Annotated in this window: 18 protein-coding genes; 12 read left to right on the plus strand and 6 right to left on the minus strand. The window is 59.3% G+C overall.

Annotated elements, in window-relative coordinates; all coding sequences use genetic code 11:
- The first annotated feature begins 108 nt into the window (after positions 1-108).
- The 5 genes from EK369_RS17065 to EK369_RS21845 all read left to right on the plus strand — a co-directional run bounded on the left by EK369_RS17065 (position 109) and on the right by EK369_RS21845 (position 5,814).
- Positions 109-2,568 carry a heavy metal translocating P-type ATPase gene (locus EK369_RS17065; protein WP_127115476.1) on the plus strand — a complete coding sequence of 820 codons (2,460 nt, stop codon included), beginning with the start codon at positions 109-111 and terminating at the stop codon, positions 2,566-2,568.
- Positions 2,565-2,957: a Cu(I)-responsive transcriptional regulator gene (gene cueR / locus EK369_RS17070; RefSeq protein WP_127115477.1), complete on the plus strand. Its 393-nt coding sequence runs from the start codon at positions 2,565-2,567 to the stop codon at positions 2,955-2,957. Before EK369_RS17065 ends, cueR begins: the two co-directional genes overlap by 4 nt.
- 83 nt (positions 2,958-3,040) lie before the next feature.
- Entirely contained in the window at positions 3,041-4,447 is a 1,407-nt protein-coding gene (locus EK369_RS17075) for a cryptochrome/photolyase family protein (RefSeq protein ID WP_127115478.1), read from the plus strand.
- 139 nt (positions 4,448-4,586) lie between these two features.
- Positions 4,587-5,585 (plus strand): type I glyceraldehyde-3-phosphate dehydrogenase, encoded by a 999-nt coding sequence (gene gap, locus EK369_RS17080; protein WP_127115479.1) that lies wholly within the window; start codon positions 4,587-4,589, stop codon positions 5,583-5,585.
- An 85-nt stretch (positions 5,586-5,670) separates the two neighbouring features.
- The gene (locus EK369_RS21845; protein WP_164727030.1) at positions 5,671-5,814 is read left to right on the plus strand and encodes a hypothetical protein; all 144 of its coding nucleotides are present in this window, start codon (positions 5,671-5,673) and stop codon (positions 5,812-5,814) included.
- Here EK369_RS21845 and EK369_RS17085 read toward each other — a convergent pair.
- The 4 genes from EK369_RS17085 to EK369_RS17100 all read right to left on the minus strand — a co-directional run bounded on the left by EK369_RS17085 (position 5,811) and on the right by EK369_RS17100 (position 11,154).
- Positions 5,811-8,096 (minus strand): glycosyl hydrolase family 28-related protein, encoded by a 2,286-nt coding sequence (locus EK369_RS17085; protein ID WP_127115480.1) that lies wholly within the window; start codon positions 8,094-8,096, stop codon positions 5,811-5,813. The two genes, EK369_RS21845 and EK369_RS17085, sit on opposite strands and share 4 nt — an antisense overlap.
- 96 nt (positions 8,097-8,192) lie before the next feature.
- Positions 8,193-8,588, minus strand: coding sequence for a DUF4864 domain-containing protein (locus EK369_RS17090; protein ID WP_127115481.1), 396 nt, complete (start codon positions 8,586-8,588; stop codon positions 8,193-8,195).
- A 56-nt stretch (positions 8,589-8,644) separates the two neighbouring features.
- Complete coding sequence (locus EK369_RS17095; protein WP_127115482.1) at positions 8,645-9,379, minus strand: DUF4336 domain-containing protein; 735 nt, start codon at positions 9,377-9,379, stop codon at positions 8,645-8,647.
- Between the two features lie 131 nt (positions 9,380-9,510).
- Positions 9,511-11,154, minus strand: coding sequence for a lysine--tRNA ligase (locus EK369_RS17100; RefSeq protein ID WP_127115483.1), 1,644 nt, complete (start codon positions 11,152-11,154; stop codon positions 9,511-9,513).
- Positions 11,155-11,273: 119 nt separating this feature from the next.
- Between EK369_RS17100 and EK369_RS17105 the strand changes: the two genes are divergently transcribed.
- From EK369_RS17105 to EK369_RS17115, 3 genes are all read left to right on the plus strand, one after another.
- Entirely contained in the window at positions 11,274-11,696 is a 423-nt protein-coding gene (locus tag EK369_RS17105; protein ID WP_127115484.1) for a tellurite resistance TerB family protein, read from the plus strand.
- A gap of 8 nt (positions 11,697-11,704) precedes the next feature.
- On the plus strand, positions 11,705-12,871 hold the full coding sequence (locus EK369_RS17110) for an iron-containing alcohol dehydrogenase (protein WP_127115485.1): 1,167 nt from the start codon (positions 11,705-11,707) through the stop codon (positions 12,869-12,871).
- Positions 12,872-12,951: 80 nt separating this feature from the next.
- The gene (locus tag EK369_RS17115) at positions 12,952-13,392 is read left to right on the plus strand and encodes a L,D-transpeptidase (protein WP_127115486.1); all 441 of its coding nucleotides are present in this window, start codon (positions 12,952-12,954) and stop codon (positions 13,390-13,392) included.
- 71 nt (positions 13,393-13,463) lie between these two features.
- On the opposite strand, the gene dacB is transcribed toward EK369_RS17115, so the two are convergent.
- Positions 13,464-14,957, minus strand: coding sequence for a D-alanyl-D-alanine carboxypeptidase/D-alanyl-D-alanine endopeptidase (gene dacB, locus EK369_RS17120; protein WP_127115487.1), 1,494 nt, complete (start codon positions 14,955-14,957; stop codon positions 13,464-13,466).
- 118 nt (positions 14,958-15,075) lie between these two features.
- Between dacB and EK369_RS17125 the strand changes: the two genes are divergently transcribed.
- Positions 15,076-15,912 carry a DMT family transporter gene (locus tag EK369_RS17125; protein ID WP_127115488.1) on the plus strand — a complete coding sequence of 279 codons (837 nt, stop codon included), beginning with the start codon at positions 15,076-15,078 and terminating at the stop codon, positions 15,910-15,912.
- Between the two features lie 5 nt (positions 15,913-15,917).
- On the opposite strand, the gene EK369_RS17130 is transcribed toward EK369_RS17125, so the two are convergent.
- Positions 15,918-16,529 (minus strand): nicotinate-nucleotide adenylyltransferase, encoded by a 612-nt coding sequence (locus tag EK369_RS17130; protein WP_127115489.1) that lies wholly within the window; start codon positions 16,527-16,529, stop codon positions 15,918-15,920.
- Between the two features lie 378 nt (positions 16,530-16,907).
- Here EK369_RS17130 and EK369_RS17135 point away from each other — a divergent pair, with 378 nt between their 5' ends.
- The 3 genes from EK369_RS17135 (at position 16,908) to EK369_RS17145 (ending at position 20,271) form a co-directional block, all read left to right on the plus strand.
- On the plus strand, positions 16,908-18,095 hold the full coding sequence (locus EK369_RS17135) for a reverse transcriptase family protein (protein WP_164727031.1): 1,188 nt from the start codon (positions 16,908-16,910) through the stop codon (positions 18,093-18,095).
- A 92-nt stretch (positions 18,096-18,187) separates the two neighbouring features.
- Complete coding sequence (ettA, locus tag EK369_RS17140) at positions 18,188-19,843, plus strand: energy-dependent translational throttle protein EttA (RefSeq protein WP_127115491.1); 1,656 nt, start codon at positions 18,188-18,190, stop codon at positions 19,841-19,843.
- Positions 19,840-20,271, plus strand: coding sequence for an Ea47 family protein (locus EK369_RS17145; RefSeq protein WP_127115492.1), 432 nt, complete (start codon positions 19,840-19,842; stop codon positions 20,269-20,271). The genes ettA and EK369_RS17145 overlap by 4 nt, the downstream gene beginning before the upstream one ends.
- Positions 20,272-20,387: the final 116 nt, after the last annotated feature.

Below are 20,387 nucleotides of genomic sequence, written 5' to 3' on the forward strand. Positions count from 1 at the left end.
ATCCACAAAGAAATGTGCAACATTCCTGTGACAGGAAGGCTTGCAAGGCCTTGACCTTCCCACTACTGGAAGCTCTATCTGGATTTAAAACCCACCCCCGGAGGTCCCATGTCCGATATGTCTTTGCGCTTTGAAATTGATGGTATGAGTTGTGCTGGGTGTGCCGGGCGCGCCGAACGCGCGCTTCAGGCCATGCCGGGCCAAACCGCCGCCAGCGTGAACCTCGCCAGTGAAACCGGCCTTGTCATGTTGACCGATGCCGACGCCGCCGATATCCGCGAGACCCTGCGCGGTGCCGGGTATCCGGCGCGCGAAGACATGATTGTGCTAGACATTGCGGACATGAGCTGCGCCTCGTGTTCAGCGCGTGTGGAAAAGGCCCTGCGCGCAGTGCCCGGGGTGCTTGAGGCCTCGGTCAACCTCGCCACGGAAACCGCGCAAATCACTGTGCTGCGCGGATCTGCGACGGCCGCGGACCTTGCCCATGTTGCGACAAATACGGGCTATGCCGCCACCCCTCGCAGGAATGAGGCCTCTGCGCCGGCCTCCGAGCAAGCAAAACAAACCGACGCACTCAGGAACGTCCAGATCGCCGCCGTTTTAACCCTGCCGGTTTTCATCCTCGAAATGGGGGGGCACCTCTACCCGCCCTTTCACCACTGGGTCATGGCCACGATTGGCATGCAAACCTCCTGGACACTGCAGTTCTTCTTAACAACGCTTGTGCTTCTCTGGCCTGGTCGCGTGTTCTTTGCCAAGGGCCTGCCATTGCTGGCCAAGCGCACGCCGGATATGAACTCGCTCGTGGCACTGGGGTCTCTTTCCGCTTGGGGGTATTCCACCGTCTCGCTGTTTTTCCCGGACCTTTTGCCCGCCGGAGCGCAAAATGTCTATTTCGAGGCCGCTGCCGTGATCGTAACGCTGATCTTGCTGGGCCGCTGGATGGAAGCACGCGCCAAAGGCCGCACTGGGGCCGCCGTGCGCAAACTTGTGGGCCTTCAGGCCAAAACAGCACGGGTTGACCGCGACGGGCAGGTTCTGGAACTGCCCATTGAACAGGTCCGTGTCGGAGACGTTCTGCACCTGCGTCCCGGTGAAAAATTCGCCGTTGACGGCCTCGTGGAAAGTGGCCGCTCTTATGTCGACGAAAGCATGATCACCGGCGAACCTTTGCCCGTTGAAAAAAACCCTGGTGCCACTGTGGTCGCCGGAACCCTGAATGGTCAGGGCACGATGACCTACCGCGCAACCAGCGTTGGGCGCGACACCATGCTGGCGCGCATCATTGCCATGGTCGAACAGGCGCAGGGGGCCAAGCTGCCAGTGCAGGCGCTGGCTGATCGCGTTGTTCTGATCTTTGTACCTGCCGTCATCCTGATCGCTTTGCTGGCCATCCTTGGCTGGTTGACCTTTGGCCCTGACCCACGCCTCGCCCATGCGCTTGTGGCCGGGGTCTCTGTCCTGATCATCGCGTGTCCCTGCGCCATGGGGCTTGCGACACCGACATCCATCATGGTTGGAACCGGACGCGCTGCCGGGATGGGTGTATTGTTCCGCAAAGGCGACGCGCTACAGCGGCTTGAGGACACACAGATCGTCGCCTTTGATAAGACCGGCACCCTAACCATGGGCAAGCCGCAACTGACCGCATTGGAAGCCACTGGCGGCTTTGACAGCGACACTGTCCTGCGTGTGGCCGCCTCGGTCGAAAGCCAGTCGGAACACCCCATCGCCCGCGCCATTGAACAGGCCGCCGTGGACAAGGGGCTGTCGCTCGACACGGTGCGTGACTTTTCGGCGATCAGCGGCTTTGGGGTGCGCGCGATTGTCGATGGCAAGGCTGTTCTGATTGGCGCAGATCGCCTGATGCAACGCGAGGGCATCGACATCACCACGTTACAAGCATCAGCCACCCCATTGGCGGCCAAGGGCCAGACGCCGTTTTACGTTGCCATAAACGGCACTGCCGCAGGCCTCCTTACTGTCGCAGACCCGATCAAACCGGGTGCGCGCGAAACCGTGATCCGACTGCATGCGGCCGGTCTCAAGGTTGCCATGATCACAGGTGACAACGCTGCCACCGCGCAAGCCATCGCTGCTGACCTCGGCATTGACCACGTCGAAGCCGAAGTCCTGCCAGAAGGCAAATCCGAGGCCGTCGTCCGGCTACAAGACACCTTTGGTCCTGTGGCTTTTGTCGGTGACGGCATCAACGACGCCCCGGCCCTCGCCATTGCCGATGCAGGCATCGCCATCGGGACCGGCACCGACATCGCGATCGAAAGCGGCGACGTGGTTCTGGCATCGGGCAACCCGGCGGGCGTTCTGAACGCGCTGGATGTGTCACGTCGCACAATGCGCAACATCCGTCAAAACCTGTTCTGGGCCTTTGCCTATAACGTTGCATTGATCCCAGTGGCCGCAGGTCTGTTCTATCCGCTGCTCGGCTGGCAACTCTCGCCCATGCTTGGTGCCGGAGCCATGGCGCTGTCCTCTGTCTTTGTGCTCACAAACGCCCTGCGCCTGCGCCGCATTCCTGCGCTATCAACCCCCGGAGATGCCTCATGAACATCGGAGAAATTGCCGAAAAATCCGGCCTGCCTGCAAAAACCATCCGTTATTATGAAGACATTGGCCTCGTGATGCCCAATCGGTCGCAGAATGGCTATCGCCATTTCAACGACACGGACCTCCACAAGCTGACCTTCCTTGCCCGCGCCCGCACCCTTGGGTTCTCGATCGAAGACTGCCGTACCCTGATGGCGCTTTACGAGGACGAAACCCGGGCCAGTGCCGATGTGAAAGACATTGCCACGCAACACCTCGACCGGATCGACGACAAGATTGCCCAGCTGCAATCCATGCGTGAAACCCTTTCGCATCTGGTGGCCGAATGCGCCGGTGACAACCGCCCGGATTGCCCGATCCTGAACGATCTGGCCTACCACCGCGAGTAGCCGCTACTACGGCCAGAGACCCTGGACAACTGAAATGCGATGCGTCCCTCGACAGCGCCTGACTGCGGGCTAGTTTGCCGCGCATGACAGTTTCCATACACTGGTTCCGACGCGACCTTCGTCTGGCAGACAATCCGGCGCTCAGCCATGCTGCCAGCACGGGCGCGATCATTCCCGTTTTCATTCGTGACCCTAACGCGCCTCTGGGTGGGGCAGCAGCTGCCTGGCTGCACCGATCACTTGACGCTTTGAACACCTCGCTTGAGGGCCATCTGCGGACATATTTAGGCAGCCCCCGCGATGTCCTGCCCGAGCTTGTCGCGCGCTTCGGAGCAAATACCGTGACCTGGACCCGGCGCTACGACGGTCCGGGGATCGAGATCGACATGACATTGAAGGATTACTTCAAATCAGTTGGTGTTACCGTTCACAGCGCCAATGGTGCGCTGTTGTGGGAACCGTGGGACGTCAGCAAGCCTGATGGCTCGCCTTACAAGGTCTTCACCCCTTTCTTTCGCAGGGGCTGCATCGCTGCTCCACTGCCCCGCGCCCCGCTGCCTGCTGCCCCGCTCGTTTTTGCGCCTGTAAATACCCAACCCGATGCAGTCGCCAATCTGGGTCTCGCTCCCTCTCCGCGCTGGGATCACCATGTTCTGAAGCTCTGGACCCCAGGCGAAGGCGGAGCCTCGCAACGGTTCGAAGCGTTTCTGACCTCGGGGCTGACCGGGTACAAAACGGGCCGCGACCACCCCGCGCGCAGCAATGTATCCCGCTTGTCCCCGCATCTCGCCTTTGGAGAGATTTCACCAAATACCGTCTGGCACGCCGCCCGAGCACAGCCGGCCACTCAGGACCGCGATCACTTTCAGTCCGAACTGGGCTGGCGCGAGTTTTCCTACAGCCTGCTGTTTCGAAATCCAGACATCGCCAGCCGCAACCTGAACATAAAATTCGACGCGTTCCCATGGCGAGAAGACGACCAAGCATTGCGGCTCTGGCAACGGGGTCGCACGGGCATCCCGATCGTGGATGCAGGCATGCGCGAGCTTTGGCAAACCGGATACATGCACAACCGGGTCCGCATGATTGCTGCATCGTTTCTCGTCAAGAACCTGCGCCTGCATTGGCGCCACGGGGTGAAATGGTTTGACGACACCCTGTTTGACGCCGACCCCGCCAACAATCCGGCCAGCTGGCAGTGGGTCGCGGGATCAGGCGCGGATGCGGCACCCTATTTTCGCATTTTCAACCCGGTCACGCAAAGCGCCAGGTTTGATGGGGACGGTGCCTATATCCGCCAGTTTGTTCCCGAGCTGGCCGCCCTTCCCGACAAATCCCTACATGCCCCCTGGGACGCTCCGGCCCACGTCCTCAAGACGGCAAATGTCACGCTGGGCGAGACATATCCCCGACCCATCGCCGATCTAAAGGAATCGCGGGCCGCCGCTCTGGCCGATTTTAAAAGCCTCAAACAGACCGAGTCGTCATAAGAAACCCCAATCGTTAGCGCCACCGGGGGACATTCTGTCTCTTTTATCGCTAACAGGCTGACGCAGAACGGGGTTTGCCCTTTCGCCCTGTCACCGGCCTCGGTATATCGCGGCCATATTGCGACAAAAAGGAAACGTCATGACCGTCACTGTTGGCATCAACGGATTTGGCCGGATCGGCCGCTGCACCCTCATGCACATCGCCGAGACCGCGCGCGACGATGTCAAGGTGGTCAAGGTGAACGCCACGGGCCCGCTCGACACCGCTGCCCACCTGATCCGCTATGACTCGGTACATGGCCGCTTCCGCAACGATGTCACCATTGGTGACGGCACCATGGACCTCGGCGTCGGCGAGATGCAGATGTACTCGACCTACGACATGGACGAGCTGGACTGGGACGGCATCGACGTCGTCATGGAATGCACGGGCAAGTTCAACGACGGCGAAAAAGCCAAGAAGCACCTCGAGCGTGGCGCCAAGAAAGTACTGCTGTCCGCCCCAGGCAAAAACGTCGATAAGACCATCGTCTTCGGCGTGAACGACGAGATGCTGGAAGCCTCGGACACCATGATCTCGAACGGTTCCTGCACCACCAACTGTCTGGCCCCCGTGGCCAAGGTTCTGCACAACGCGTTCGGCATTGAATCTGGTATCATGACCACGATCCACGCCTATACCGGTGACCAGCCGACCCTCGACCGCCGCCACAAAGACCTTTACCGCGCCCGCGCAGCTGCCATGTCGATGATCCCAACGTCCACCGGTGCCGCCAAGGCTCTGGGCGAAGTGCTGCCCGACCTCAAGGGCAAGCTGGACGGCTCTGCCGTCCGCGTGCCGACCCCCAATGTCTCGGCTGTGGACCTGACCTTCATCGCAAAGAAGGACGTGACCGAAGCCGACGTCAATGCGGCCATGGCCGAAGCCTCCGCCGGCGCCATGAAGGGCGTTCTTGGCTACTCGGAAGAGAAGCTGGTCTCGATCGACTACAACCACACCGAGGAAAGCTCGATCTTTGCAGCCGACCAGACCAAGGTCATCGGCGGCCGCCTCGTGCGTGTTCTGGCATGGTACGACAACGAATGGGGCTTCTCTTGCCGCATGGCGGATGTCGCAGCCAAGATGGGCTCACTCTAAGCCCTTTCATTGCGCTACAAATTCTTGCGCCTCCGGACGCTGTCGGGCATATCTTTAGCCAGACGCATCCGGAGGCGCTTTTTTTATGACCAACCCGATTGCCGTATTTTTGGCCATCGTGATCATCGCAGGTCTCGGCTATGATCTGATCTGGCTCGACGGCCAGACCTCGCTCTTGTTGGCGCGCAAACTCTTTGACCTGATCGAATGGGTCGCCTTCTGGCGCTAGTCCATCCGCATCCGCACAGCCACGGTACCCGAGACGGCCTTTTCCCAGTTCAGCTTGACCTGATCGCCGTCCGCCCCCTGTTCCACATCAACATACGGCACCGTGTACTCATTCACATTTGACGTGTTCTTGATCTTGCTCAACATCGTCACGGCTTCGACAGCGCGCGCATGCCCGCCAAAGGGCAGACGCTTCTCACTGTCGACAACCCAGGTAGAGGCGTGCGTGTTCTGCTCGTGCTCGACCACCAGCGGATTGTAGGCCGGGGTTGTGATGGCGTGGAACGTGTTGCCTTCGAACAGAATGTTCTTGCCCTTGGACATGTCGAGATCAGCATAACTGGTGTCCACCCGATCCACCCTGTCCATCGACGTTCCCTTGATCGACCGGAACTTGTTGCCCGTCACACAAAGACCCGTGATGTATTGCCCGATGCCATGCGGCTTGATCACCAGATAGGCCGTCCAGGGCGCCACGTCCCCAGACAGGAAAACATTGTCCGTGACACTCAGCGCAGAGAATGAGTATCCGCCGTCAAAGTCCGGCTCCGCATCGTATTCGTTGGTCCACTCGATATGGCAATTGTCCACGTAATTGCCGTCAATTGTCGTCGAACAATGCGAAATCCCCATGATGATCCCGGCCGTGCGCAGGCCCGCCGTCTCCGAGTCCCCCTGGAAAAAGTGGTTGCCGGTGACCATCGTATTGGCCCCGCCCGCCACAAGGAAATGACGGAACTGGCTGGCGCGGTTGTTGCGCACTTTGACGTCATTGCCGTTGGCATTGATCGCCACCGATATCCGGTCCTGCGCCGGGGTGCCACCTTCGGCCGTGAGGAACTGGCAACGGTCAATCAACATGCCCTGACAGCCGTAACCGGGTGACGTGATGGCACGATGTTTGGGCTTGGTGAAAAACGTATCGCGTACGTGGAACACCACGCCACTGTCGGACAGGATCACACCGCTGGCCTTGCTGTTGCACAGGAAATCGACGTTCGAGATCACCATCTGGCTCAGCTTTTCGAACCCGGTGAAGTCCAACACGTACTTGAAACGGGTAAAGGTCAGGTTTTGCGTGCCTTCGCCATCAAAAAACGGCTGGCTCAGGGTCAGCTCCTGCGTTGCCTCGTTCTTGGCGCGCACATAGATTTCACGGCCAACCCCATTGCCCTCCACCAACGAGCCGACCTGGATGTTCGCCACATTGGCGACGTTGGTCAGGGTCTTGGGGTCACTTACCGAATAGGTTGCCACAGAGGTCACGACATCCGGCTCCCAAACTGTGTCACCGTTGACATAAAACTGCCCGTTCCGGATCACGCGGCGCTGCGCATATGTGGTGCGGTTGTTCACCGCCGCCTGCATGTCCACCGGCGCCGAAATCGTTACACGCCGCCCGCCCAGGTCCAGAGTCTCGTGATCCGCGTTGTTCAAAAGCGATTGGAACGCTTTTTTGAACGCCAGTTCTTCGTCCTCAAATGCTTCAATGTAACTCGGCAGATCAAAGTTTCGCGTCAGGGACAGGTACTTGTCCTCCGGCATCGTCACCGTGCCTTCAAACACCGCCCTGGTGGTGAACGTCACATTGTCATTCAGGTAAAATGTCCCCGAAGGCACCAGCACATCGCGCCCACTGGCGTCCGCGATTGCCGCGAGAAAGGCGGGCGCATCGTCTGTCACCCCGTCACCAACAGCACCATAGTCACGCACATCGACCCAGTTCATCATGGTGCGCAGGAAAGCCGAGGTGATGTCCTCGATGATCAGGTCGTCAATGCGCACAATGCCGCCATTAGTACCCGTCAGGTCCAGCCCAAAGTGGCCATAGACCGCATCAGGCCCCCAGGCCATGTCCACACCACCCCGCGCGCCTGCACCCACGATGGCTGATACCTCTGTGACACTGCCATAGCTGGTCAACGCCGTTGACGGTCCGGTCTGAACAACGCTGCTCAGGTTGGCGTTCGAACCATCACCGGCCCAGGCTGCGATGCGCACACTTGGCAAGTTGCCGCTTACCGCCTTCACCCGTGCGGTCACACGCAGATAACACCCCGGCAGGATCGGTGTCTCTCCCATGTAACGCAGCTTCTGCACCGAGTCGGTCTTCTGCAGCTCCAGACAGCCGCTAAAATCCTGATCCGACGGTACAAAGGCGGCATTCACCGCCCCGTCATATGTGTCTGATCCCGGCGTCCCATCGCCGCTCGACCATACGTTCAGACCGTTTGCAAAAGCAGGCGGCATCAACAGCACGCCATCCGTAATCGCCTTGTTCATGATATCCCTTTCCTGAGCCCCCAAGCCGGGCAACGCCATATCGAAAGGGAAATATCAGGCGGGTCTTAAGGGTCTGCGAGACCACCGTGACGGTGCTCAGGCCCCGGTGCTTGGCGCGGCAAGGATCTGCACCCCGTTGATGCGCCAGGCGCCATCCACACGCACCATCTGATAGTCCAGCACATGCAGCGCGCCTTGCTGGTCGCGGATCAATACGCGCTGCCAGATGTTTCCGGCAATCTCACGTTGATCCAGAAACCGCAACTCTTCAGGCCTCCACACCATCGGATACCCGCGCTGCACCATCTCGGTAAAGGTCTCGGGGCCTCCGAACAGACGCTGGATTGTCGGGCTGGCAATGGCATAGGCCGCGCCCGCATCCCCCGCCTGAAACGCCGCGATCTGATCCGAGATCACGGCCTCGATCCCACCTTCTGCCACCGCCGCCAACGGTGCCCAGGCCACAAGGACCCCTGCCATCCATACGCGCATGTCCTGTCCTCCTAGTTTCAAAAACTAGGCCTGTGGCGCGCATGGTCAAACGCAGGCTACTTCAGCACAAACCGAAAGGCCCGCCGCAACTCGGCCACCGCACCGCTGTCAAACCACCTGCCATGAGCGATGATGATCCGCTCCGGGGCCCAGCCAATCATCGTTTCAACAGCTTTTCGCAGCCGATTGTATCGCCCGCGAAACGTCATCCGCATGTCCCGCGGCATCTGTCCGTCCGGCGCCAGAATATGCGCTGGTTTCGCAAACAGGCGCATCCACCATGGAATGTTCTGAGCCTCAAAATTCTCGATCAGATCGGTCAAAACCAGCGTGCGCGAGCGTGTATGGAAAAACACCGCCTCGTGATGGATTCGACTGCCCTGCACCACCATCTGCTCGATTTCGCCTTGCCAAGCCTCTTCAGCCTGCGCAGCCCTCAATTCATGGTCAAAGCTGATCTGCACACCCCGTGACTTTGCCCGCTTCGCCACGCCGGGCGCAGCATAGGTCAACGCCTCGGGAAAGGCCTCTTTCCATTCGGCAACATAGGCATAATGTATCCAGTTCGGTGCAATCAGGTGCGACACCTGCCCCATCGCGCGTAACGCGGCTGCAAGGCTCTCATCAAACACCGTCGGCGAATGCAGCCACAGATCGCCATTCTGCAACCGCACCACCGTCATCCGCGTGGAAAACGGCATCCCATAGAACCGGATCGCTGGCCCATCCACGATCCAGATATCCGGCCCAATCGGCTTCAACACATTCAGTGGTTCGTATCCGGTTTCCATGCCCAACCCTGCACCACGCCCACCCGCTTATCAAACCATTTGCTTTGGTGAACCTGGAGGCTGATACCCAAAAACAAAGCGCGCGCCCGACCAGGGCGCGCACAACTTGATACCAGCTATTTGGAAGTATCTCAGACGAATTCGCCCGCCAGCGCCTTCTCGATCAACGCAATAGTGTCTTCAACCCCGTAAAGCACGATGAAGCTGCCAAAGCGCGGCCCCTGTTCGGCACCCAAAAGCACCTCGTAGATCGCCCCGAACCATGCGCGAAGTGGCTCGAATTCATTGGTCTTGCCAATCGCGAACACCACCGATTGCAGGAACTCATCGCTGCTGAAGTCTGCCGCAGGCAAGGGGTCATCATTGCCCATCATCGCATTCTTGGCTGCAATCGCCGCCAGCGCCGCCTCTTCCGACTTCAGGGCATCCGCCAGTTCCTGCAACGCCTTGCGCTCTTTCTCATCCGCCGCGCGATACACCTTCGCAGGCTTCACAAAGTCATGGAAATAGCGCACCGCATGACCCGCCGCCGCATCCAACCCCGGATGGGTCTCCGCCGTCGCATCAGGCGCATATTTATTGATGAAGCCCCAAAGCGTTTCCTTGTCCTCGGCGTTGGACACCGACGCAATGTTCAAGAGCATCGAGAAAGGCACCACCATATCCGACTGCGGCACGTCCCCGCCGTGGATATGCCAGACCGGGTTGTTCAACTGCGCCTTGATGTCCTGCCCGTGATAGGCCCGCAACTGCTGATGATACTCATCCACCGCCTTGGGGATCACGTCGAAATGCATCCGCTTGGCGGTCTTGGGCTTCTGGTACATAAAGTACGCAAGACTCTCGGTCGAGGCATAGGTCAGCCACTCGTCAATCGACACCCCATTGCCCGAGGTCTTCGAGATCTTCTGGCCGTTCTCATCGAGGAACAGCTCATAGGTGAAATGCTCCGGTGCCCGCCAGCCGAGGATGCGACAGATCTTGTCATAGATCGGCGTGTTGGTGCTGTGGTCCTTGCCGTACATCTCGAAATCAACTTCCAGCGCCGCCCAGCGCGCGCCAAAGTCCGGCTTCCACTGCAGCTTCACGTTGCCGCCGGTCACCGGCAGGGTCCATTCCTTGCCGTCCTCATCATCAAAGGTGATGGTGTGATCGGTGGCGTTGACCTCTTTCATTGGCACATAAAGAACCCGGCCCGTTTCGGGGTGAATCGGCAGGAAAATCGAATAGGTCTGTTGCCGTTCCTCGCGCAGCGACGCCAACATGACCGCCATAATGTCATCGTATTTCTCAACCGCGCGCTTCAGCACCTCGTCAAACTGTCCCGACCCGTAAAACTCGGTCGCCGAGTAAAAGTCATACTCGAACCCGAACGTATCCAGGAACCGCCGCAGCATGGCGTTGTTGTGGTGGCCAAAGCTCTCATGTGTGCCAAACGGATCCGGCACCTTGGTCAGCGGCAATTGCAGATGCGGAACCAAGTCTTCCGAATTCGGCACATTGCCCGGCACCTTGCGCATCCCGTCCAGATCATCCGAAAAACAGATCAGCTTGGTCGGAATGTCCGAGATCACCTCGAACGCGGTCTTGATCATCGTCGTGCGCGCAACTTCGCCAAATGTCCCGATGTGCGGCAGGCCGCTGGGGCCATACCCCGTTTCAAACAGCACATAGCCCTTTTCCGGCGGCGCTTTCTGATAGCGTTTCAACACCCGGCGCGCTTCTTCAAAGGGCCAGGCTTTCGAAACAAGTGCAGCTTCGCGCAGTTCAGACATGTCCATCTCCGGATTCGGGCGGGCACCCTTTGTGCCCTCAATCCTCGGCTACCTATTGCCCACGGGCCTGTCAGTCAATATTCTGCACTGCAACAAACCTCATACGAAGGAGCCCGCCCGTGGCCCAGGACGTTCCCGCCCCCCTAACCCCCCAGGACAGCCTCATCGCCGTCATGGTCGCAATTTCTGCCTCAGACGAAAACATTCGCACTGCCGAACTGCTCAAGATCCAGACACAGGTCAACAACCTTCCCGTCTTTGCCGACTATGACATCGACCGTATGAAGACCGTGTCACAAACCGTCTTTGACCTCTTTGAGCAAGAGGACGGTCTGGCCGCACTCTTTGGTCTGATCCGTGACAGCCTGCCCGAGCGCCTTTATGAGACCGCTTACGCCTTGGCTTGTGATGTGGCCGCTGCCGACGGCTCGCTTGCAGAACCTGAACTGCGTCTCCTGGAAGAGATCCGGTATGAGCTGAACATCGACCGCCTGCACGCAGCGGGCATCGAACGCGGCGCCCGCGCCCGGCACATCACCTGAGGCGCAGAATGAGCTTGCTAGAGGCACAGAATTGGGGCTTTCCCGTCCCCATCGCTTACGGCCCAGGACGCCTGGCCGAGATTACAACTTTTTGCGCCACGGCTGGTATCCAAAGCCCCTTGGTGGTGACCGACCGGGGCAGCGCTGGATTGCCCTTTATCGCAGATCTCCTGTCGCACCTCTCAGCTTTGGGCTTATCTGCCACGCTCTACAGCGAGATTTCTCCCAACCCGCGTGACGATGAAATTGCGGCCGGGCGCGCCCAGTTCCGCAAAAACGCCCACGACGGCGTGATCGCCATCGGCGGCGGCAGCGGTATGGACGGTGGCAAGGCCATCGCGCTCACGGCCCGCAACGACATAAACCTCTGGGCCTTCGAGTACGAACAGACCCCGCCGCAAATTGCAGCCGACCAGGCCTTTCCTCCGCTGATCTGCATCCCCACCACCGCCGGCACCGGTGCGGAAACCGAAAGCACCGCAATGATCACCGACACAGGTCGCGGCATGAAGTGGTGCATCTGGCATCCCGACCTGAAACCGTCGCTCGCCCTGCTCGACCCCGAGATCACCCGCGCCCTGCCGCCCCACCTCACGGCCTGGACCGGCGTTGACGCGATGGTGCACGCGATCGAAGCCTATTGCGTCCCCGGCTTTCACCCATTGTGCGACGCCATGGCGCTCGAAGGCCTGCGCCTCACCTCGCGCCACATTGCCCACGCCTTCACGAAGCCGAACGACCTGGAAGCCCGCGGCGCCATGCTGACCGGCTCCTGCCTCTCCGGCATCGCCTTTCTCCAGGGGCTCGGGCTGGTGCATGCGATCTCTCACATGATCGGCGCCGAGTACAACACCCAGCACGGGCTGACCAATGCCATCCTTTTGCCAGCAGTCCTGCGCTACAACGCACCGGCCATCTCGGATCGCATTGCGCCAATGGCTCAGGCCATGGGGCTGACCGACACCTCGTTTGACGCCTTTTATGCCCATGTTTGCGGGCTTCTGGATCAACTGGGAATCCCCAAGACCCTGTCCGACATCGACGTCCCGGCCGACTGCGCGCCCGCAATAGCTGCCAAGGCGTTGCAGGATAGCGCCGCAGCGACCAATCCACGCACCCTGACCCAAACAGACATCGAAGCGGTGATCGAGCGTGCCCTGACCGTCGGCCGCTAACTCCACATACTCGCGACAAAGTTTGACTTTTTCTCGTCCTGTGCCACTCTCGGCATAACAAAAGCAACAACAGGACAGGCATGCAATTCCTACTCCGAGCCCTTTTCTGCACGCTCCTTTTGTGGAGCGCCCCCATCGACGCCAACGCTCTCGACGTCCGCAAGATCGAAGCCCGCGTCGACAAATCCTCGCAAACCATGACGGTCCATGTGAACGGCTGGAAGAAGTACACCTGGCCCGTGTCCACTGCCCGCCAGGGCAAAATTACCCCCTCTGGCACTTATGAAGGCGCCCAATGGCTGTCGCTCAATCACAAGTCCAGCCTCTACAACAACGCCCCCATGCCTTATTCGATCTTTTATGACGGGCATTACGCGATCCACGGCACCGATCAGATTTCGCGTTTGGGCCGTCCGGCATCGGCTGGCTGTGTCCGCCTTCACCCGGACAACGCCAAGATCCTCTTTGCGCTCACGCGGAAGGCTGGCAAAGAGAACCTGACAGTGATTGTACGCGACTGACCCTGGGGTTCTTATTGGACAAACGGCCAAGGGCAGATTTAGCCCCAAAATAACAAGAGGGGTAACGCCTCTCACGCCCCATAAAGGTTGTCCCACCGCTCGATCAGCCGCTGTTGCAACCCCTTGGCCTTTCGGTTCCAGCTCCGCGCGCCCTTTGGGCGTTCCTTGTCCTGTGTCGCAATCACGCGCCGCGCCCCCGTGTCAGCCACAAAAATCGCAAAGGTCAGCTCGGTGCCATCCCGCGCCGTGATATAGCCCGCCAACCCGCTGACAAAGTTCAGCGTCCCGGTCTTGGCCTTGACCTTGGTGCCGGGGTTCTTTTTCACATTGCCCTGTTTGTCGCGCAGCTTGATGTCCTTGAGGATCGGTTGCAACTCGGCCCGGCGCGACGCACTGGCCAGAGCACGTGCCATCTCGCCCGCCCGAAGCCGCGAGTCACCGCCAAGACCCGAGTGATCCACAAGGGCAGCGTTGGGCATGTTCAATGCGCCTGCTGCCCACGCGTTCATCTCTCCGGCCGACGCCTTCAGTGATCCCGCCTTGACCCCGCGGGTTCGGGTGGCCATCAGCCCGACCATTTCAGCTGTGATGTTGGTCGAATACTTCAGCATGCCTTTCAGCATGTCGCGCAATGCCATGCTCTGATGGCGCGCAATCACCTCACCCACGGGGGCTGTTCCGGTCTTCTTTGGGGCTTTCAGAACAACCCCATGCGCCCGCATCAGTGTACGGAACACCTCGCCCGCATAAAGCTCTGGCTGGCGCACCGGCAACCACCGCCCGCCCCCCTTGCCCAGCGCCCCGCTGGCCACCGTCCAGTGATCCGTATTGCCCCGTTTTTCATAAGTGTAGACCGGCATCTGCCGCTTCACGATCCGCATCTTGGCCACGCCGACCTCGGGACGGTATTTCTCCGAGCGCGCGTCCATGCTCACCCGCCACGCCCCATCGCTGCCGCGCTTCCATTCAAAATAGACCCGGTTGTAATTCAGGCTCAGCCCTGAAATTGCCGGAGAATACCCCACATGATCCGGCTGACCGGGGTCAATGGCCCGGACAAACGGCAACGCCCCACCCCAGACCAGAAACCGCCCCGAAACCTCGCGAAGACCACTTGCCTTCAGCGTGCTGGCCAAAGCCGCCAGCGTATCCGTATCCAATGTCGGATCACCCCCACCGGCCAAGACCAGATCGCCCTTGAGCACCCCGTTGCTCACTGGCCCCGTCGCCAGAACCCGTGTCTCGAAACGGTAACCCGCCCCCAGCGTATCCAGCGCATACATTGCCGTCACCGCCTTGGTGACACTGGCAGGCGGCAACCCGGTCTCGGCCTCGAACCCTTCCAGCACCAGGCCGGTTTTGGCATCCGCCACCGCAAACCCGACTTTGCCCTTCAATCCCGCCGCACGGATCAGCTCACCCGCACCGGGCGCCACACGCTGTCGCAGGCCCGACGGGCGCAGTTTCGGACGCAACGACGTGGCCGGAGGATTGGCCAGCGCCGGAGTTGCCACACCCGCCGCCAAGGCGCTCAAAAAGGCACGTCTGGAGAACTCTTTAACCATGTCCAGAGGTTAACCAGAGCCGCCGCCGCCACACAAGCCGCTCAATCACGACAAACGCCCCGCTCGCCGGAAATTTTTTACCATAGGCCTGCGGGGATCTGCATGCTAAACGCGGCCCATGTGGCAGGCCCTTTTCATCATGTTCATCGCCATGTCGATGATCCCCGCAGGTGACACGGCCGGCAAACTCCTGACAACAGAATATGCGGCCAGCCCCTATTTCGTCGCCTGGTCCCGTTTTGCCATCGGTGCGCTTGTGGCCCTGCCGCTGGTGCGCCCCGAAACGCTGCGCCTGATGAAAGACTGGCGCATCTGGCTGCGCGCCCTGTTCCTGACCGGCGGCATCAGCTTTATCCAGACCGCGCTCAGCACCGCGCCCCTGGCCGATGTCTTTGCCGCCTTCTTCATTGGCCCGATCTTCAGCTACCTTCTGTCGGTCCTGTTCCTGCGTGAACGGGTCACGCCCCTGCGCAGCGGGCTCATGGCCCTAGGGTTCTGCGGCGTCCTCCTGGTGGTCCGCCCCTCACTCACGATGAGTCCCGGCCTGCTCTGGGCCGTGCTGGCAGGTCTTTTCTACGGAGCCTACCTCACATCCTCGCGCTGGCTTGCCCCTCTGGGCCGCCCCGGCAGCCTGCTCTTCACGCAACTTGCCTTAAGCTTTGTGATGCTGACGCCTTTCTGCTGGAACTCGATCCCGCCGATCACCACCGAGATGGCAGGCCTCACCGTGATCAGCGCGCTCTTTTCCATGGGCGGCAACTTCCTCCTGCTTTTCGCCTATGCCCGCGCCCCGGCCTCGTCGCTTGCGCCCTACATCTACTTTCAGCTCTTTGCTGCCGTCGGCTTGGGCTGGCTGGTCTTCTCCGACCTGCCCGACGCCTTCACCATAGCAGGGTTGATCCTCATCATCGGCGCAGGCATCGCGTCGGCGTCATTGAATAGGCGCTCTTCCTAACAACCTCAGGACCACCGCCCCTCCGCCCTGATCCGGGTCGAGGAAATATCCCGCATCGGCACATTCACGAAACACCACGCGGGCGCCTCACAAGCCCCGAGCAAATGACTGGCCCGCGGATGCAACCGCGCATGCCGAAACACCTGCGCCATCTTCGCCGTGCGCCCCTCAACCCGCTCACCGGGCCGCGCCAACACACCAATCGGCACGCGCGCAACAATCTCCTGCCAGTCCTTCCACAAATGAAACTGCGCGAGGTTATCCGCCCCCATCAACCACACAAACCGCGCCTTCGGATAGGCCGCCTGCAACGCCGCAATCGTCTCGGCCGTATACCGCGTCCCGGCGCGCGCCTCAAAATCACTCACATGAATGCGCGGATGCTCCACCAAGGCGCGCGCCGCCGCCATCCGCCGTTCCAACCTGGCTGGCCCCCTCTGTTTCAAAGGATTGCCCGGCGACACCAGCCACCACACCCGATCCAACCCAAACCGCTTGAGCGCTTCCCGGCTGATATGCACATGGCCGGAGTGAGGCGGATCGAAAGACCCGCCCAAGAGGCCGATGGTTTGGGGGGTAGGGATATGTGAAGTGTCGTTTATTGGAAATCTCCCCATCAAACTTACGCAGACTCCACATTTCCTAAGGCAAGTGTCAATCAACCAAAGATTGTGCTTGACTTGATCCTTCTGCCCCTGCTCTCTAGCCACAAGAATGGGCCCCTTTCAAGACTTTTGGGTTCTACCCAAATTTGGCGGGGCATCCCCGTCGCAAACAACGTTACCTTGGCCATTCGGCGCAAAACCCTGACTGGGCTTCACCCAGCGCAGGTTGTGCCAGACATGTGAGGTTGAAAGGGTGCTCATTCGCCGAAATTTGGTAGCCGCATGAATTTAATCCAGTTTTCTCAATCTCTGGCCGCAGGACTTTGCGCAACGCCTTGGTCCCATCCTGCTCTGTTACGCTATCTCGAGGGATGGCTGCCACCACGCCACATGGCCTTTGCTTCCCATCTCGCCTCGGAAATACTTCTCTGGTATCCAAAGACCTATTCACCATGCCAATCTGACCTGGCAACAACTTTGTCCCGCCTCCCTGAGATTGCAGATGTTTGGAACTACGCGCGCCAAAAGAACGTATGGCCGCGCTCAAGAATAGATACACCAGAGTTTTTGCCCGCACCTGCTTTGGAAGGTTTGGATATCCCACACCTTGCCACCTGCGCAGACCTTGCAGACTGGCTTTTGATCTCGCAAGATCAGCTGACTAGATTTGCTGACCTAAAAAGCCTGTCAGCGTCCACCGACAACGCCTTTGCTCCACATTATAGGTACCATACCATCTCAAAGGCTAGTGGACAGGCGAGGTTGATCGAAGAGCCCAAACCGTTCTTGAAAACATTGCAAAAGCGCATCTTGAAGGGCATTTTGAACCATGTTCCGACCAGCGAAATCTCGTTTGGATTCACAAGAGGTCGTGATTGCCTTCAGGCCGCGTCAAAGCACTGTGGCGAAGACGTTGTAGTCACATTTGATCTGCGCTCCTTCTTCCCTTCAGTTCGACAATCTAGGGTGATTGGCCTGTTTCGCTGCCTAGGATATCCAGATGCAGTGGCACGGCATCTCGCTGGCCTGACAACTGTCATAACACCCGCTTTTGTCCTGAAACGCCTAAGACTTGAGAATGATCGATTTCTTCCGAACCGACACCTTCCACAAGGCGCGTCAACGTCACCTGCCATCGCCAACTTAAGTGCCTATGCACTGGATCGCAGATTGATGGGATTGGCGCGGCGCCTGGACGCGCAGGTCACACGGTACGCAGATGACATTACATTTTCAGGGCCGCGCGAGATCACAACTCCACTGAAACACGCAGTACCAGAAATCATTGCGGACAGCGGATTTGTTGTGAATCCACAAAAGACCCACATAATGCCCCGAACCCAGTGCCAAGTAACGACGGGTCTCGTCGTTAACGACCACATCAATATCCTCCGTCGTGACTATGACAATTTGCGCGCCGAGCTGCACCATCTGCTGACGCTCGATGATCCCCGGCGTCGGGATGCGTCGTATCTATTTGCACTCGATGGTCGCATCACATGGGTCGAGCGTGTCCACCCCGTACGCGGACAAAAACTAAGAGAATCCTTCAATCAGGTCTTACTGCGCGGCAATTGACGAGCTTTGGCCTGACGCAACACATTGCCCCCCCTCCCCCCTTCCGCTATCACCCCCCTCAGCACGAAACACACCCAACCCGGAGTCGTCCCATGGCATCCTATCAATACGTCTACCACATGCAGGGGGTCTCCAAGACCTATCCCGGCGGCAAGAAATGCTTTGAGAACATCCATCTCAGCTTTCTCCCCGGTGTAAAAATCGGTGTGGTCGGCGTCAACGGCGCCGGTAAATCGACCCTGATGAAGATCATGGCCGGTCTCGACAAGGACTTTACCGGCGAGGCCTGGTCCGCCGAGGGCGCCAAGGTCGGATACCTCCCGCAGGAACCACAGCTGGACGAGTCCCTCAGCGTGCGCGAAAACGTCATGCTGGGTGTGGCCGAGAAAAAGGCCATTCTGGAACGCTACAACGACCTCGCCATGAACTATTCGGACGAAACCGCCGAGGAAATGGCCGAACTGCAGGACAAGATCGACGCCGAGAACCTCTGGGATCTCGACAGCCAGATCGACGTCTCGATGGAGGCCCTGCGCTGCCCCCCCGACGACGCCGAGATCGCCAACCTCTCGGGTGGTGAAAAACGCCGCGTCGCCTTGTGCAAACTGCTGCTCGAAGCCCCCGAAATGCTTCTGCTTGACGAACCCACCAACCACCTCGACGCGGAAACCATCGCCTGGCTGCAACAGCACCTGATCGACTACAAGGGCACCATCCTGATCGTCACCCACGACCGCTATTTCCTCGACGATATCACCGGCTGGATCCTCGAACTCGACCGCGGCAAGGGCATCCCCTACGAGGGCAACTACTCCGCGTGGCTGGAGCAGAAAGCCAAACGTCTGGAACAGGAAGCCCGCGAGGACAAATCCAAGCAGAAAACGCTGGAACGCGAGCTCGAATGGATGCGTCAGGGTCAAAAGGCCCGTCAGGCCAAGTCCAAAGCCCGGATCAACGCCTATAACGACCTCGCCAACCAGTCCGAGCGCGAAAAACTCGCCCGCGCCCAGATCGTCATTCCCAACGGCCCCCGCCTCGGCTCCAAGGTGATCGAGGTCAACAACATCGCCAAACACTACGGTGACAAGCAGCTGATCGAGGACCTGTCGTTCTCGCTGCCCCCCGGCGGCATCGTCGGCGTGATCGGCCCCAACGGCGCGGGTAAATCCACCCTGTTCCGCATGCTGACCGGTCAGGAACAGCCCGACACCGGCAGCGTCGAATACGGCGACACCGTCAAGCTGTCCTACGTCGATCAGTCCCGCGATGACCTCAACGACAAGGACACCGTGTGGGAGTCGATCTCGGGCGGGGCGGAAATCATCGAACTCGGCGACGCACAGGTCAATTCCCGCGCCTATTGCTCGTCCTTCAACTTCAAGGGCGGCGACCAGCAAAAACCGCTGAACCTCCTCTCAGGCGGCGAACGCAACCGCGTCCACATGGCGCGCCTGTTGAAAGAGGGCGGCAACGTCCTCCTCCTCGACGAACCCACCAACGACCTCGACGTCGAAACCCTGCGCGCTTTGGAAGACGCCCTCGTCGATTTCGCAGGCTGCGCCGTGGTCATCTCCCACGACCGTTTCTTCCTTGACCGTATCTGCACCCACATCCTCGCCTTCGAAGGCGAAGCCCATGTGGAATGGTTCGAAGGCAACTTCGAAGACTACGAAGAAGACAAGAAACGTCGTCTGGGCGCAGATGCTCTGGAGCCCAAGCGGTTGAAGCATAAGAAGTTTACGCGGTGAAAAGACTAACCTCTCTCCTGTTGGTAGAAGAGCGGTTATTTGAAGCAGAGCACTTTGCTCTGCTTCTTCAAGGAAAACACCCGATAGAGCTCCAATACTATCTCAATGCATTTTTGTCCGCAGCGAGATCGGTGACGTTTCTTATTCAAAAAGAACTCGCACATACGCCGGGCTTTTCGCAGTATTGGGAACAAGTTCAAGATAAGTTGCGAAACGACAAAGCTGCTCGATTCTTCTTAGAGCTGAGGAACTTCAGTCAGAAAGCAGGCCGGGTAAACTTGAGTGGTAGAGGCGGCTTTGCAAAGCCCGCAAAATACACTCATCCAGCAATGCTAGGCGAAGAACCGTTCATGATCTATCGGTTTGAATCAGGTGCCGTCAAAGTACCGGAGGAAATCAATAGGGGCGAGATAACAACTGTTTGGTAAGCGGTGCGCCGCCCCCACACTTACGACATGACGCCTGATCTGCGATTCAGGGGCTTCTTTGGTTTGAGGGGAGTTTCTGTATGGGAGCTACAAGCGAGTTTCTGGCAAATGCGCCG

Origin of the sequence: Shimia sediminis, assembly GCF_003990645.1 — a bacterium.
In the GTDB taxonomy this organism is placed as follows: domain Bacteria; phylum Pseudomonadota; class Alphaproteobacteria; order Rhodobacterales; family Rhodobacteraceae; genus Shimia; species Shimia sediminis.